This window comes from Commensalibacter oyaizuii (assembly GCF_029953265.1).
GTDB lineage: Bacteria > Pseudomonadota > Alphaproteobacteria > Acetobacterales > Acetobacteraceae > Commensalibacter > Commensalibacter oyaizuii.
Window position 1 is genome coordinate 1,609,819 of the sequence record NZ_JASBAO010000001.1, and the last position, 15,074, is coordinate 1,624,892.

Annotated in this window: 15 protein-coding genes; 10 read left to right on the forward strand and 5 right to left on the reverse strand. The window is 38.8% G+C overall.

Features of this window, described 5'->3' with window-relative positions; genetic code table 11:
- Positions 1-89: 89 nt before the first annotated feature.
- On the reverse strand, positions 90-854 hold the full coding sequence (locus QJV27_RS07215) for a hypothetical protein (RefSeq protein ID WP_281448257.1): 765 nt from the start codon (positions 852-854) through the stop codon (positions 90-92).
- 156 nt (positions 855-1,010) lie between these two features.
- Between QJV27_RS07215 and QJV27_RS07220 the strand changes: the two genes are divergently transcribed.
- A complete protein-coding gene (locus QJV27_RS07220; protein ID WP_281448258.1) occupies positions 1,011-2,519 on the forward strand; it encodes a peptide MFS transporter in 1,509 nt (502 codons plus the stop codon).
- Here the strand turns inward: QJV27_RS07220 and QJV27_RS07225 are convergent, their stop codons facing one another.
- The 4 genes from QJV27_RS07225 to QJV27_RS07240 form a co-directional block, all read right to left on the reverse strand.
- On the reverse strand, positions 2,520-3,881 hold the full coding sequence (locus QJV27_RS07225; protein WP_281448259.1) for an MATE family efflux transporter: 1,362 nt from the start codon (positions 3,879-3,881) through the stop codon (positions 2,520-2,522).
- Positions 3,882-3,929: 48 nt separating this feature from the next.
- On the reverse strand, positions 3,930-4,733 hold the full coding sequence (locus QJV27_RS07230) for an SDR family NAD(P)-dependent oxidoreductase (RefSeq protein ID WP_281448260.1): 804 nt from the start codon (positions 4,731-4,733) through the stop codon (positions 3,930-3,932).
- A 175-nt stretch (positions 4,734-4,908) separates the two neighbouring features.
- On the reverse strand, positions 4,909-5,436 hold the full coding sequence (gloA, locus tag QJV27_RS07235) for a lactoylglutathione lyase (protein ID WP_281448261.1): 528 nt from the start codon (positions 5,434-5,436) through the stop codon (positions 4,909-4,911).
- A gap of 215 nt (positions 5,437-5,651) precedes the next feature.
- Complete coding sequence (locus QJV27_RS07240; RefSeq protein ID WP_281448998.1) at positions 5,652-6,431, reverse strand: acetoin reductase; 780 nt, start codon at positions 6,429-6,431, stop codon at positions 5,652-5,654.
- Between the two features lie 247 nt (positions 6,432-6,678).
- Here QJV27_RS07240 and QJV27_RS07245 point away from each other — a divergent pair, with 247 nt between their 5' ends.
- The 9 genes from QJV27_RS07245 to rfaE1 all read left to right on the forward strand — a co-directional run bounded on the left by QJV27_RS07245 (position 6,679) and on the right by rfaE1 (position 15,074).
- A complete protein-coding gene (locus QJV27_RS07245) occupies positions 6,679-7,590 on the forward strand; it encodes an MFS transporter (protein WP_281448262.1) in 912 nt (303 codons plus the stop codon).
- A 26-nt stretch (positions 7,591-7,616) separates the two neighbouring features.
- A complete protein-coding gene (locus QJV27_RS07250; protein ID WP_281448263.1) occupies positions 7,617-7,886 on the forward strand; it encodes an MFS transporter in 270 nt (89 codons plus the stop codon).
- 102 nt (positions 7,887-7,988) lie between these two features.
- On the forward strand, positions 7,989-9,101 hold the full coding sequence (locus tag QJV27_RS07255) for an S-(hydroxymethyl)glutathione dehydrogenase/class III alcohol dehydrogenase (protein WP_281448999.1): 1,113 nt from the start codon (positions 7,989-7,991) through the stop codon (positions 9,099-9,101).
- A gap of 383 nt (positions 9,102-9,484) precedes the next feature.
- Positions 9,485-10,726 (forward strand): L-fucose:H+ symporter permease, encoded by a 1,242-nt coding sequence (gene fucP, locus QJV27_RS07260; RefSeq protein ID WP_281448264.1) that lies wholly within the window; start codon positions 9,485-9,487, stop codon positions 10,724-10,726.
- Between the two features lie 40 nt (positions 10,727-10,766).
- The gene (locus QJV27_RS07265; RefSeq protein WP_281448265.1) at positions 10,767-11,612 is read left to right on the forward strand and encodes an amidohydrolase family protein; all 846 of its coding nucleotides are present in this window, start codon (positions 10,767-10,769) and stop codon (positions 11,610-11,612) included.
- Positions 11,613-11,644: 32 nt separating this feature from the next.
- Positions 11,645-12,424: an SDR family oxidoreductase gene (locus tag QJV27_RS07270; RefSeq protein WP_281448266.1), complete on the forward strand. Its 780-nt coding sequence runs from the start codon at positions 11,645-11,647 to the stop codon at positions 12,422-12,424.
- An 11-nt stretch (positions 12,425-12,435) separates the two neighbouring features.
- A complete protein-coding gene (locus tag QJV27_RS07275; protein ID WP_281448267.1) occupies positions 12,436-12,783 on the forward strand; it encodes an L-rhamnose mutarotase in 348 nt (115 codons plus the stop codon).
- Positions 12,784-12,959: 176 nt separating this feature from the next.
- A complete protein-coding gene (gene gmk, locus QJV27_RS07280) occupies positions 12,960-13,610 on the forward strand; it encodes a guanylate kinase (protein ID WP_281448268.1) in 651 nt (216 codons plus the stop codon).
- 18 nt (positions 13,611-13,628) lie between these two features.
- The gene (gene rfaE1, locus QJV27_RS07285) at positions 13,629-15,074 is read left to right on the forward strand and encodes a D-glycero-beta-D-manno-heptose-7-phosphate kinase (protein ID WP_281448269.1); all 1,446 of its coding nucleotides are present in this window, start codon (positions 13,629-13,631) and stop codon (positions 15,072-15,074) included.

Consider the following 15,074-nt stretch of genomic DNA (forward strand, 5'->3'; position numbering starts at 1 on the left):
TATATCAATATTGAATAAAAACAGCCCATGTCACGCAAATCAAACACATGTGCCAATAATTTTACCTCGTAAATAAAAAATTATCACACTTATTGGGGAATGTAATCATATGCAGGGCTACCCGCAGGGGCACCAAAGGGGGGGGCATTAAATTGCGACAATTCAACCATGTTTGTTTCTGAATTTCCTAGCAACCTAGCCTGCAATGCTTTGCCCAAAGCACTAACACTGCCCATCCCTCTGGCATAAATAGTTTTTCCAGCGGCTAACTCAAACGATAATTTTTTTAAATCAGAAGGAACAATATAAATCACAGTTCCATCTTTTAAAGTCATCCCCATAATTTGTCCTTGTAAGTTATGTAACAAACGTTCAATACGACCGTTTACATACAAATCTGGACCTGTGGTTGGTACAGGGGAAAATCCTGCTTCTGGACTGTCCTCTTGTATTTTTTTCCCTCGTTGATTTTCAATTAAAAATGCTTGTACCAAAGGTAAGGAATGTGCTTTTAATCCCCGAATGGTAATATCTTGTCCTGGGCGCACCAACGTTTTGATGGCTTCGCCAAACATTGTAGAAAAGATAACCTGAGTACCGTCCGTTAACAGCAAACCACCCAAATTTCCATATGGTGTTGGTAAATATTGAGCAACATTGCCTTTGACTTTGGGTAAAACCGACAAATCCATAACATCTGCCCCAACAACCAAATGTGCCGAAGCAGGATTAACAACGGTGTGGTGCATATCCTTGGTTCCTTTTGCAATACTGTATCCCGATCCAGTACCTATTCCAATCAGCATACATAGTGCAAAGCGAAACGAATTTTTACGAGTATAATATGACGACATAATAATAAAACTAAAAAACAATTTAAAACACGATATTCTTACTATAATAATCTATTCTTACGAGATGGCTATATATATTTGTCCTAACTATCTGTCATCTACAAATCGTTCTATAAATATATTCCAACCATTTATTTTATTCATCGGGAAGAAACCGTGACTATATCTGCTTTATCCAATCCTAAAAACAAAGCTTTTTTCGTTGTCTTGTTTATCGAACTTTGGGAACGTTTTGGATATTATGGTATGCAAAGTATTCTAGTCCTGTTCCTCAGCAAACATATGCGGTTTGGAGATAATGATGCCAATCTTCTAATTGGTGCGTTTGCAGCGATGACCTATGCAGCCCCTGCGCTGGGGGGATGGATTGGGGATAAAGTCATTGGTAATCGTCGTGCTATGTTATGTGGCAGCATTATATTGGCCATTGGTTACTTATTATTATCTGCAGCAACCTATTATACCAGTGGTATTTTTGTCACCATGGCCATCATCAGTGTAGGTAATGGATTATTTAAGCCCAATGCAGCAACATTGGTAAGGCGGATCTATGATAATGAAGATAGCAAACTTGACGTTGCGTTTACCCTTTATTACATGGCCGTTAATGTTGGATCGACTGTTTCGATGCTGTTGTGCCCTATTTTAAAGGATCATTACGGGTGGGGTGCAGCTTTTTTAGCATGCTGTTTTGGATTAACACTGGGTATTGGTAATTATTATATTACGCAAAAACGCCTGCAACCTTATATTCCTCAAAAAGATCGATCCCCACTTACTTGGTCTATTTCCAGTTTGATCTTTTTGGGGATATTAGGGTCTATTTTAGGAATTACAGGCATTTTAACATCACCATTTGTTGCCCAATGGTGCATTGTCGGTGCTGCCATCATTGTAATTGTTTTATGGATCAATATGTATCTAAACATTGATCAACATTATAAGTTCGGATTAAAAATCATGTATATCCTGACCTTAGAAGGCATGATATTTTTTATCTTTTACCAACAGATGTCAACATCTTTAACATTATTTGCAGAACGCAATATTGATCCAGCTTTCTACATTGGGCCCTATCACCTTTTTAATTGGTCGGCTGGACAATTTCAGGCTTTGAATCCAATTTGGATTATGATTCTAAGCCCTTTACTGACGTTATTATATACATATTTAAATAAACGAAACAAAGATTTTTCAATAGCTACTAAATTTATCAGTGGTTTTATCTTTGTTGCGGTTGCTTTTTTAATTTGGTGGGTTATGTGTTTACGTGCGCAGACCAATCAACTTTCATCTTGGGTTATGATTTGGGGATATTTTTTCCTCTCTTTTGGGGAATTGCTAACCAGTGGTCTGGGGCTGGCAGTTATTGCGCGTTACGTTCCGTCTTCAATGAACGGTTTCATGACGGGATCATATTTTATGGCTTCGGGCATATCCCTTTATATCGGCAGCAAAATTGCCAATATTGCTGCTCCTGCTCATATCAATGATCTTAGTGCTGATAAAACGTTGTTACTATATCAACATTTATTTTTAAATCTGTTTATTATTGCTGTTCTTGCCGTAATAATCTTGATGGTTCTGATTCCAATTGTAAAAAAATGGAACAGACATCACAAAGAAAATATGCTTGCCTATCAACAATCAACCGTTAATAAATAATTATTTCTGAAAAGGATGTTCCAATTTAATCCTTTTGATAACCATAAATGCACATATGACTGCCACGCACCCAAAAGGCATCACACCAATAGTCTGCCCTATTAATACACCCTTGGGGCCATAAGCCGCCCCAATCCAAACAAATGGAATGGTTCCCAAAGTAGCCCGCCCCCAATTAAATGCTGTTGATAGCAAAGGATAGCCTAAGTTATTAAATGCAGTGTTGGCCACAAATAACATCCCTAAAAATAAATTTCCTAAAATAACCCAACGACAAAAGATTCGCATTAAATCCGCTCCTTCTGCATGTAAAGAGAACAATTTAACCACCCAATTTTCTGTGCAGAAGAAAAAGATCCAAGCAACCAAAACGCATAAGAATACAAGTTTTAACGAAACCATTAATGTTTCATGCATTCGGTCACGAAATCCACCACCAAGATTTTGTGAAATGATGGGACCAACAGACCCCGTCAGCGCAAACACGAACGCAAAAGCCAAAGGGACAATACGATCTATGGCTGTTTGACCAGACATTGCATTGCTGCCAAAGCTCGACATTGTACGAACAACAAACAATCCCCCGACAGGAGTAGCTAAATTTGTTAAAATTGCAGGAAAAGAGATAGTTAATACCCGATAAGAATCTTTCAAAATCGTAGACCATTCAGGCTTTATAATTAACTTATAAGACCGCAAGCAGTAAAATCCAGAAACTGCAACGGCCAAACGTGAACAAACCGTACTAATTGCCGCCCCCTCGAGTCCCATATTAAACCATAAAATAAATAATGGATCCAAAAAAGCAGCAACCAAAGCCCCGATAACCGTAACGTTCATAGATCGTTTCGCGTCACCAACAGCACGCAGCAAACCCGAAAAAACCATCCCCAAAGCAATCAAAAATACAAACGGAGATACGATACTTACAAAATGGCAGGCTTGTTCTAGTTCTACCCCTCTGGCTCCTAGATGGTATAATATTGGGCGACGAAATAAGGCCATCACCCCACCCAAAATTACCATTATAACCGTCATGAACATTAAAAAAGAGGTCACCATCCGCCCTGCTTTTTCATGCTGACGCGCCCCAATCAAGCGTGCTGTAATGACCACCGTACCAATGGACATGCCAATACAAATTGCGATTTGTAAAAAACCAATGGAATTTACAAAACCTATTGCTGCAGTAAATTGAGGATCGCCTAATGTAGATATGTAAAAAAGATTTAAAAAATCAACAATAAATACGGCCATTAATCCAACCGTACCCGTTCCAGCCATCACAATAACATGCCGCATGATTGACCCCTCACAAAAACGTGGTTTGTGAAGAGATTTATCATCAGCAGACATTTTCATAATTTAAAAATAACCTTATATCTTATCAAAACAGAGTTCTTTAAACGCTTAGAACCTTTTATGATCTTTTTCCTTTGAATAACGCAAATAAAATTTTTCCAATAAATAAATAGGTAATAAATCAGTTATACGGGCGATCCATGCCATCCATAACGGAAATATTATCCTTCTTTTATTTGACATTATCCCCTTTATAATTTTTTTTGCAGCAATATCAGGATCCATAATCCCCGGCATTGAAAAATCATTTAAATCTGTCAAAGGCGTACGAACAAATCCACAACATACACTGGTCAAATAAATACCGTGCGATTGCCATGCACCACCACCAGACACCATAAATCGATCAACCGCCGCTTTAGAAGCGCAATAAGATGGCGCCCATACTGAATTCACAAAACCCGCAATCGAAGCAATGGCTGCTATTCTGCCACGCGATCCATCTGCTTTTTTTTCTTGCCTTTTCATCACCTCTATTGCAGGTAATACTGTGTTCAGCACACCATCGATATTTGTTTTCATTAACTGACGCGTTACAACAGAAGACTCTGGTAACTGTTGGGGACAGCTTTTATTCACTGTGCTTGCAGAAACGCCAGCACAGGCCAAAACCAAATCCAATTGCCCAACAGATTGTATCCATTGTTCCATAGCCTCTTGATCACGAACATCCAAAAGCTTGGTTTGCACAGATGCCCCACGGCTGATACATTGTGTTGCAACCCGTGTTAAAGCACCAGAATTTCTACCACACAAATACAAACGAATATTTGGACGTGCTAAAGATAATGCAATGGCTTTACCAATACCAGAAGAGGCCCCAGTAATTAATACTGATTTCAAATTTGTCATAAAGTTACTTTTCTATTTACTGTATCCAATATTATAATTATTTTTTCCAGTAAACCCATAGATTATTACAAAGCCGGTTGTTTTCAATACAAAATTAACTTTATATCCTGGATATAAAAAAGACAGGACTTTACCTGTCTTTTCAATGACGACTTAAAATCAATAACCTTATTTATCAGCGACCCATATCCCCATTTAGATCCGCCTGAACAATTTCTATCCAGTAGCCATCAGGATCCTTGATAAAAGCTATATCTTTCATAGAGCCTGAATCCAGTTTTTTTTGGAATTCTACCCCTAGCTTTTCAAATCGGGCACAGGCCTTACGAATATCTGGCACAGAGAAACACAAATGTCCAAATCCTTTGGGTTCAGAATTACCACTATGATACTGCGTGTCATCGTTTTCTGTTCCCCAATTATGGGTAAACTCTAAAACACCCTCGCGACTAAAAGCGTAGATTTGACGTTCTTTTGTGTCTTCGGGAATATTCTCATCGGCTGTCTTTACCAGAAAATATAATGAAAATTTCATTTCAGCAAAATCTAAACGGCGCAAAAGACGCATACCTAAAACCCCCGTATAGAACGCTAGGGATCGCTTGGGGTCTTTTACCCTTAGCATTGTGTGGTTAAACACATACCCTTGTGTTTCGGTATCGGGATTTTCAACAACGCCGTCTTGTTTTTCGGTATTAAACATGGTGCTTTCTCTCTCCTTTATGCCAATCAACATATACTCGTATTAAATATTGTTGATTAATAAATGTTCAATATAGCCCATCACTTTCCAAATGGAATATGCAAAATTTACTTCATTTGTACCAGCAAATTCCACAATATCATACCCAAGACGATAACAGATAGATGTTATTGATGATCTTTTTACTTAAAATATCTATCTGTTAAAAACTAGCCCTAGCGATAAACGATTCCCCCATCAGTAATAATTGACTGACCTGTTATATAATCAGAATCTTCGCTGGCCAAAAACGCAACCAATGCAGCCACGTCATCAGGGGTTTGGGCACGTCCAAGGGCAATATCTTCAACATATTTCTTATATGTTTCCCCTTTTGGTTTACCCGTAACCTTGGAAAACCCTTCATCAATCTCAACCCACATATCGGTTCCAACAATCCCAGGACAATAGGCATTCACCGTAATCCCATCGTGTGCGTATTCCTTGGCTGCCACTTGTGTTAAAGCACGTACCGCAAATTTGGTTGCTGAATAAATACCCAACATAACCATCGCATCGTGACCAGCGATAGAAGCTGCATTAATAATTTTTCCTTTTTGTTTGCGATGCTTGAATTTAGCAGCTGCAGCCTGAATACCCCACAGCACCCCATTCACGTTAATTTTGAAAATACGATCCACAATTTCTGGGGTTACGTCAGCCAGAAACTGAACTTGCGCGATACCTGCATTATTGATGATGGTATCAAACCCACCCAAAGTTTTTTCTGCATGATCGACAGCAGCAAATACTTCGTCACGATTACTGATATCGGCTGTAATTGCAACGGCCTTACGGCCTAATGCTTCGATCTCCTTGGCGACCTGATTTACCCCATCCTTTTTAATATCTACCAAAGCGATATTCGCACCCTCTTGAGCCAAACGTAAAGCAATACCACGACCAATGCCCTGAGCAGCACCTGTAACCAAGATTGTTTTGTTGTGAAGTCTCATCATACCTCTCCTTATATTGGGATATAAAGATATTGTAGTGAAAGAAAAACCGTCTCAACAAGCTTTATGATGCAAGGTTATTGTCACGTTAAAGTTATAAAATTGATTTAAATATCAATATACCTCGATAAACCCTTATTTCTTGGTGTTCGTAATCATTTACCTATCCGCCTTGTGATTTGAAGCAATAAGCTTATTCCCGTAGCTTATTTGTTCCACTGCCAATTTTTAAGAAAAGTATACCATCATGAAAAAATGGTCTGCGAATCGAAGAAATACCGTTTTTGCTGCTGTCAGTAGTTGGGGATTAGACGCATTTGATTTCTTTTTACTGATCTTTGTTATCGACAATATTGCTGATAGTTTTCATGCTTCTAATGCTGATGTCTCTATCGCGATATTTCTGACTTTGGCGATGCGGCCTATTGGTGCAGTTTTCATTGGAAAAATGGCAGAAAAATACGGAAGAAAACCTGTGTTAATGGCCAATGTTGCAACATTTTCCATTCTAAGTGCTCTGTCGGCTTTCGCCCCAACATTATCCATATTTATTCTTATACGATGTATCTATGGTGTTGCAATGGGTGGTATTTGGGGGGTGGCCTCTTCACTTGCTTTTGAAACAATACCTTCACATGCCAAGGGGTTTGTTTCGGGTTTATTTCAAGCAGGATACCCCTTGGGATATCTTACCGCATCGGTTATTTATGCGCTGTTCTTTAATAGCCTTGGATGGCAATATCTTTTCATCATTGGCACGTTTCCGATTTTGCTGGTTGTATTTATTTACTTCTTTGTTGAAGAATCATCGACTTGGTTAAAAAATAAATCAGCACAAAAAACAACCATTGCAATTATGCCTATTATTCGCAGCAATTGGAATATTTGCATATATGCCATTATTTTGATGGCTTGTTTCAATTTTTTCAGCCACGGCACGGGGGATGTTTATCCACTTTTTTTAAAAGAGCAGCATCATTTCTCACCTTTCTATGTCAGCGCGATAGCAATTGCTTATAATATTTCATCCATTATGGGCGGATTATTTTTTGGTTACTTGTCTGAAAAAATTGGCCGTCCACAAAGCATTATTATTGCGTGCGTTGGCGCCATTCTTTTTGTACCATTATGGGCCTTTTCCAGCGGTCTATGGTCTTAGGAATAGGGGCGTTTATAATACAATTTATGGTACAAGGTGCATGGGGGGTTGTTCCTATTTATTTGACTGAATTAACCCCACCCCACGCACGTACCATTCTACCTAGTTTATTTTATCAATTTGGAAATTTGTTGGCCTCGATGAATTCGACCATACAGATCAATATCGCCGACCATTATCACCATAACTATGGCATTGCATTGGCCGCTGTTGCCAGCATCTCCGCATTTTGTATTATTTCCTTGGTCACTTTCAGTATAATCAAACCAAATCGTACGATACGAGCATATTCATAATCCAAAAACTTTTAAATTCTATCTATTCACCTCCTTATAATGATTAATTATAAGGAAAGATAAAATAGTCGAAATATTTAAAGGATCTGTACTATGGATTTTATTAAAACACGTGCTGCTGTGGCTTGGAAAGCCAATCAACCTTTAACAGTAGAAGAGGTTGATTTAATGCCCCCACAAAAAGGCGAAGTTTTAATTCGTATCGTTGCAACAGGCGTATGTCACACCGATGCCTATACATTATCAGGTGCGGATCCTGAAGGTATTTTTCCCACGATACTAGGTCACGAAGGGGCAGGGATCGTTCAAGCTGTGGGTGAGGGGGTTACTAGCGTCAAAGTCGACGATCATGTCATCCCCCTATACACCCCAGAATGTGGCAGTTGTAAATATTGTCTATCTGGAAAAACAAATCTATGTCAGGCCATACGCACTACCCAGGGTCAGGGATTAATGCCTGATGGTACCACCCGTTTTTTTAAAAATGGCCAACCTATCTACCACTATATGGGAACCTCTACTTTTTCTGAATATACGGTGGTTCCTGAGATTGCAGTTGCTAAAATTAACAAAGAGGCCCCTTTGGAAAAGGTATGCTTGCTAGGATGTGGAATTACAACAGGTATGGGTGCTGTTACCAACACAGCCAACGTTCAACCTGGAGATAATATAGCCGTATTTGGGTTGGGTGGCATTGGATTATCCGTAATAATGGGCGCAAAAAATGCAGGGGCCAATAAAATTATAGCCATCGATATTAACCCACAAAAATTCGAACTTGCCAAAAAGCTAGGGGCAACTGATTGTATTAACCCCCATGATTATCAAGATCCTATTCAAACTGTTATCATTAATATGACCGACGGCGGTGTTGATTATTCATTTGAATGTATTGGTAATGTCAAAGTCATGCGATCTGCCCTTGAATGTTGTCACAAAGGCTGGGGGGAATCCGTTATTATTGGCGTAGCAGGGGCGGGGCAAGAGATCTCTACACGTCCATTTCAACTTGTTACTGGTCGAGTGTGGCGAGGATCTGCTTTTGGTGGGGTAAAAGGACGATCACAATTACCTGGTATTGTTAATGACTATTTACAAGGCCAATTCCAATTAGAAGATTTTATTACCCATGAGCTCCCCCTAGAAGACATCAATAAAGCATTCGAGTTAATGCATGAAGGAAAATCGATCCGTACTGTCATACGATATACGTAGCCGCATTTCCTATTTATTGTATAGTTGCACAAAACCACAGGGGGTATTATAAATCTTCGCCCCTTCAAAGCTTTGATATCTTTAAAACCATGTAATAACGAGAATTTGATAAGGGCATAAATCTTATCGAATTCTGCACTAAAACGATTATATATCCCTATAAATTTACATTGTTATTATCACAATTTCGAAACAACAAATTAATCTTTACAAATGGTTACTAATCACGAGTGGCAATTAAGTAATTTTAAATGAAACATCTTAATCTTTGTAATTATTCCATTCACGATCAAAGAAATTAGTGACTTGATAAAAAAATGAGATGACATCAGCATCAAAATTCCAATTAAATAATATTTTAATCATTTTGACGCAGGTGTTTTATGGGCTCACCAATGACTACCCCTCAATTTAAAAATGCTTTAATTTTAATTACCAGTCTGTTCTTTATGTGGGGTCTATCCTACGGATTAGTCGATGTTTTAAATAAACACTTTCAAGAAGTACTTCATATCAACAAGGCACAATCTGGTTACATTCAGATTGCCTATTTTGGGGCTTATTTTTGTATCGCCATTCCTGCTGGTTTAATTAATACTAAATTTGGCTATAAAACTGGAATTATTCTAGGTTTATGTCTTTATGCACTTGGTGCATTTTTAACAATTCCTTCTGCCCAATTACACAGTTTCCCATTATTTTTGTTTGCCTTTTTTATTCTTGCCCTGGGTCTTGGTAACCTTGAAACCTCTGCCAACCCTTATGCAATTGCTCTGGGCCCAAAAGAATCTGCATCAACACGAATTAACTTGTCCCAATGCTTTAATGGAGTAGGGGCCTTTATCGGTCCTATTGTCGGTGGCTATATGTTTTTTTCCCCAACAGAGGGAAGTGTAACCGATTTAAACTCTGTCAAAATTACGTATATCATTATTGGGCTGGCTGTTTTGTGCCTTGCATTTGGTATTTGGAAAACGGCACTGCCCGATATTCGTGAAAAAAACGACACGTCTCCCCTTGGACAGCAAGAACAAGCCTCTATGTGGGCTCATAAGGAGTTTATATTTGGTGTCGTCGCCAATTTCTTTTACATCGCCGCACAAGTTGGTTTGGGTGCCTTATTCATTAATCTTACCGTTGAATGTCTTCCTAATACTACATCACAGTATGGGGCGTATCTGCTCTCTGTTGCCATGTTATTTTTCTTAGTAGGGCGGTTTGTTGGCACCTTTTTACTCACTAAATTTGCACCAGAAAAAATGGTTACTATCTATGGAATCTGTGCCACAATTTTATGCCTAATCATCACAAAAGCCATTCCCTATTATTCTGTCTATGCCTTAATCGCCAGTTTCTTTTTCATGTCTATTATGTTTCCAACAATTTTTGAACTTGGGGTTCGGCATTTAGGATCAAAAACAAAAATAGGCAGTTCATGTATGGTTATGTCGATTTCAGGTGGGGCCGTCATGCCATTTTGTATGGGATATGTGGCCGATAAAACCAACGATACAGCAACGTCCTTTATCCTTCCTGCAATATGCTTTGTTATCGTAACACTTTACGGGATATTTTACAAAAAGCTGCTTTCACCAACATCCAAATTGACAGCAAATGAAGGGTGATTTGCTTCTTTCCTCTTTAATATAATAAAGGAACATAGACATGATTCATCCTGTAAAACGTATTGATGCACATCAGCATTTTTGGAAATACGATCCTCATCAATATTTATGGATGGATCATTCTATGTCCATTCTCAAACAAGATTATTTACCCAACCAACTAACCCCCATCTTACAAAATCATAAAATGGATGGATCTATTGCCGTTCAAGCACGATCTATCCCCCAAGAAACAGATTTCTTATTAAATCTGGCACAGTCAACTTCTAATATCTTAGGGGTAGTTGGATGGATTGATTTACGTTCTGCCCATTTACAAGATGCGTTAGCGCAATGGCACCATCAACCTTTACTAAAAGGATTCAGACATTTAATACAAGACGAACCTGCCCCTTCGGCGTTTTTAAAAGATACTGCATTTAATCAGGGGGTCAAAACTATCCTGCAAGCTGGAAAATTATATGAGATAGTAGTACACGAAAAAGATTTATCTCAGGTTATTCAATTTTGCAAACAACACGACAATGGGCAACTGGTTCTTTGTCATTTAGGAAAACCTGATCTTCAAAAATCCTCACTTCGTGAATGGCGTGATAAAATTGCCCCATTGGCAACCTTATCTCACGTTTCATGTAAGGTTTCTGGTCTGATTACCCAAGCTGTATGGCATCGATGGGATGTGGATAAACTGCTCCCTTATATTAATACAGCTCTGGAAATATTTGGACCTAAACGCTTAATGTTTGGCTCTGATTGGCCGGTATGTTTATGCGCTGGAACTGTCAATCAAGTCTATGATCTTATTGAAAAGGCAATAACCTCTTTATCCACCACTGAACAACACGCCATTTTTGGAGGGAATGCAACACGCATTTACCAAATTTAACGACAACTTTTATCCTATAAAGGATTGGACTTATGGATCTTAAAATCAAAGACAAAATTTACATCATCACAGGTGGAGGATCTGGAATTGGTGGTGGGATATCACTATCCTTAGCCAAGGAAGGTGCTATTCCTGTCATTTTTGGTCGCAGTGCTTTAAAACCTGAATTCAAAAAAGAAATAGAACAAATACAACCCAAATATGTATTTGTTCGGGTAAATTTAACCGATACAGAAGGTTGTAAAAAAGCTGTACAAGATATCTTAAATCAATTTGGTCGAATTGATGGACTGGTTAATTGTGCAGGTGGCAATGATAGTATTTCTCTAGAGGCGGGGATCGATCAATTTAGACAATCATTAGAAAATAATTTAATTCATTGTTATGCAATGGCACATTTCTGTATAGATGCCCTTAAGAAAACACATGGCACAATCGTTAATATTGGCTCAAAAACCTCTTTAACTGGCCAAGGTAATACCAGTGGTTATACCGCGGCAAAAGGGGCATTACTATCCTTGACCCGAGAATGGGCAGCCTCGTATCTAGATGATAATATTCGTGTGAATGCCATCATCGTTGCCGAATGTTGGACACCCTTATATGAACGATGGATTCACAGTTTTGATAACCCAAAGGAAAAATTACAGAATATTACCAAAAATATTCCTTTGGGACGACGTATGACCACCATCGAAGAAATTGCTGATACCACCGTTTTCATACTATCCCCACGTTCATCTCATACAACAGGACAATGGATTATCGTTGATGGCGGATATACTAATCTTGATCGTGTCTTAACAGCATAATAGGAGGAAAAATGGGCGTTATCACCCGTTATTGCCAAGCTTTGGACTTGGTCGACGACCCAGCCTTTATAACCGAATATGAAGCCATGCATAAAAAAATATGGCCAGAGGTCGCCCAACATATTCGTGAAAGTGGGGTGATTGATATGCAGATATGGCGTATTGGAAATAGATTATTCATGATTATGGACGTCAATAGCCAGTTTAGCTTTGCACGTTCTGAACAAATGGCTGCAGATAATCCTATTTTAACACAGTGGGAAGAACAAATGTGGAAATATCAACTTCCAACCCCTTGGACCCCTAGGGGACAGAAATGGGTTCCTATGCAAAAAATCTTTGATTTAAATACCCAATAAATATTTATTTTGACGACTAAAATTCCTTCTTTATCGGTTATTATAACCAGATTACCTACAATAATCGTCCAATAACTATCTCTGTGTGTCTGGTTATTTTACTATTCCCTTCTTATTTATGAAATAAGACCTTTCTGATATAAGAAAATAAAAAACCGTTACTAAGGGAATTGATAATGTCTGAATCTTTGTCTTCGTCCAAACAACCAGCAATCAGAAAAGGAATTTGTTTTGTACTATCCGCCCCCTCTGGTGCTGGTAAATCGACAATTGCCAACGCATTAAGAGCCTCACAATCCAATTTATATCCTTCCGTATCCGTAACAACACGCCCCCCCCGCCCAGGTGAGGTAGATGGCGTACATTACCATTTCATCAGCAAAGAGCAATTTAAAGAATATTCTGAAACAGGGAAATTGTTAGAATGGGCAACGGTTTTTGAACGGGGATATGGCACTCCAAAAGATCCAGTTGTTGAGCAATTGACCCAAGGCAAGGACATGATATTTGATATTGATTGGCAGGGTCATCGCCAGATTCGTCAAGCCCTTCCCCAAGATGTCGTTAGTATTTTTATTCTACCTCCTTCTTTACAAGAATTAGAGAAACGATTGACCAACCGTGCATCTGATCATCCAGAAGAAATTCATAAACGAATGCAAGCCGCATTAGATGAAATTTCGCATTGGAAGGAATTCGATTATGTCATTATCAACAACAAACTAGACGAAGCCATTGCCCAAGCCGAAGCTATTTTGACCGCTGAACGTTTAAAAACAAACCGTCAGACATTCTTACATTCTTTTACGAATGCTTTTACATTATAGCCCTGAAGGTTGAAAAAGATGGATTTTTCTAATATTACGGTTTTGTGCCTTGGTGATGTTATGTTGGATCGATTTATTTATGCCAACGTACAACGTATTTCCCCCGAAGCCCCTGTACCAGTTCTGCAATTAAATAATAAAAAAGAAATGCTTGGTGGGGCAGGAAACGTTACCAGTAATATATTATCACTGGGGGGAAAATCCATTCTCATTGGTTTAGTCGGCCATGATGAATATGCTTCAACTATTCATGCATTGATGCGAAAAAAAAACATTACCAGTGATTTTTTAGTTCAATCACGCTACCGGCCCACTATTTGTAAATCCCGTTTTATTGCCGCCAATCAACAGGTCATTCGTGCAGACGAAGAAAGCCTTCTCCCACTGACACATGAAGAAATTACAGGAATTAAACATTCTATTGATAAAGCAATCCCATTAACCAATGCTGTCATCATTTCAGATTATGGTAAAGGGGTGTGCCATCCTGAAATTCTTGAACATATCATCCAGCTTGCCAAAAACTGTGACATTCCAGTTTTTGTTGATCCAAAATCCAGTGACTTCTCTTTATATCAGTACGCCACCTGTGTTACCCCCAATATAAAAGAAGCCAGTGAAGCCGTGAAACACCCTCTGGAAAATGACGAGGATTTTGCCCAAGCAGGTCAAACACTGCTTGATATTACCAAAGGGCAAGCCATCTTAATCACCCGATCGGAAAAAGGCATGACTTTGGTTGAACATGGAAAAACTGTTGAAACCATTCCATCTCGTGCCAGAGAGGTTTTTGACGTTTCTGGTGCAGGTGATACGGTCATTGCCACCTTAACGCTTAGTTATGCAGCAGGGTATACCTTATCCGAAGCCATGCATATCGCCAATGCTGCCGCAGGTGTGGTTGTTGCCAAAGCAGGCACTTCGACCGCCACCATTGCTGAAGTTTTAACAGAACTGCAAGCACAAAAAAACAATAACTTGCCTGAACTTATGGCGCCACATTTAATATCTCTAAGCGACCTTCAACAACAAGTTCAAAAATGGAAAAAACAAGGACTTACTGTTGGATTCACCAACGGATGTTTTGACATCATTCATCCTGGCCATGTCTCTTTATTAAAATTTGCACGCGAACACTGCGATCGTCTTGTCGTTGCTCTGAACACAGATCGCAGTATCCAAGCCCTAAAGGGATCGCAAAGACCTATTAATATATTAGAAAGCAGGGCATCAGTCATCGCTGCATTGCGATATGTTGATGCTGTTATTGCCTTTGATGAAGATACGCCTTTAACTTTGATCTCCCATTTAAAACCAAATATTTTAATCAAAGGTGGGGATTATCTGCACAAAGACGTTGTTGGCAAAGATATTGTTGAACAAAATGGAGGCAAAGTTATCTTAGCTGACTTACAAGAAGGCTTTTCTACCACAAACATTATTGATAAGATCACCAAAAATTGA

Bases quoted from the DNA above. Each gene is read 5' to 3' on its own strand.
- rfaE1 (WP_281448269.1), top strand. From the start codon at position 13,629: ATGGATTTTTCTAATATTACGGTTTTGTGCCTTGGTGATGTTATGTTG.
- gmk (WP_281448268.1), top strand. From the start codon at position 12,960: ATGTCTGAATCTTTGTCTTCGTCCAAACAACCAGCAATCAGAAAAGGA.
- QJV27_RS07245 (WP_281448262.1), top strand. From the start codon at position 6,679: ATGAAAAAATGGTCTGCGAATCGAAGAAATACCGTTTTTGCTGCTGTC.
- QJV27_RS07240 (WP_281448998.1), bottom strand. From the start codon at position 6,431: ATGAGACTTCACAACAAAACAATCTTGGTTACAGGTGCTGCTCAGGGC.
- QJV27_RS07250 (WP_281448263.1), top strand. From the start codon at position 7,617: ATGGTACAAGGTGCATGGGGGGTTGTTCCTATTTATTTGACTGAATTA.
- fucP (WP_281448264.1), top strand. From the start codon at position 9,485: ATGGGCTCACCAATGACTACCCCTCAATTTAAAAATGCTTTAATTTTA.
- QJV27_RS07275 (WP_281448267.1), top strand. From the start codon at position 12,436: ATGGGCGTTATCACCCGTTATTGCCAAGCTTTGGACTTGGTCGACGAC.
- QJV27_RS07265 (WP_281448265.1), top strand. From the start codon at position 10,767: ATGATTCATCCTGTAAAACGTATTGATGCACATCAGCATTTTTGGAAA.
- QJV27_RS07230 (WP_281448260.1), bottom strand. From the start codon at position 4,733: ATGACAAATTTGAAATCAGTATTAATTACTGGGGCCTCTTCTGGTATT.
- gloA (WP_281448261.1), bottom strand. From the start codon at position 5,436: ATGTTTAATACCGAAAAACAAGACGGCGTTGTTGAAAATCCCGATACC.
- QJV27_RS07215 (WP_281448257.1), bottom strand. From the start codon at position 854: ATGTCGTCATATTATACTCGTAAAAATTCGTTTCGCTTTGCACTATGT.
- QJV27_RS07225 (WP_281448259.1), bottom strand. From the start codon at position 3,881: ATGAAAATGTCTGCTGATGATAAATCTCTTCACAAACCACGTTTTTGT.
- QJV27_RS07270 (WP_281448266.1), top strand. From the start codon at position 11,645: ATGGATCTTAAAATCAAAGACAAAATTTACATCATCACAGGTGGAGGA.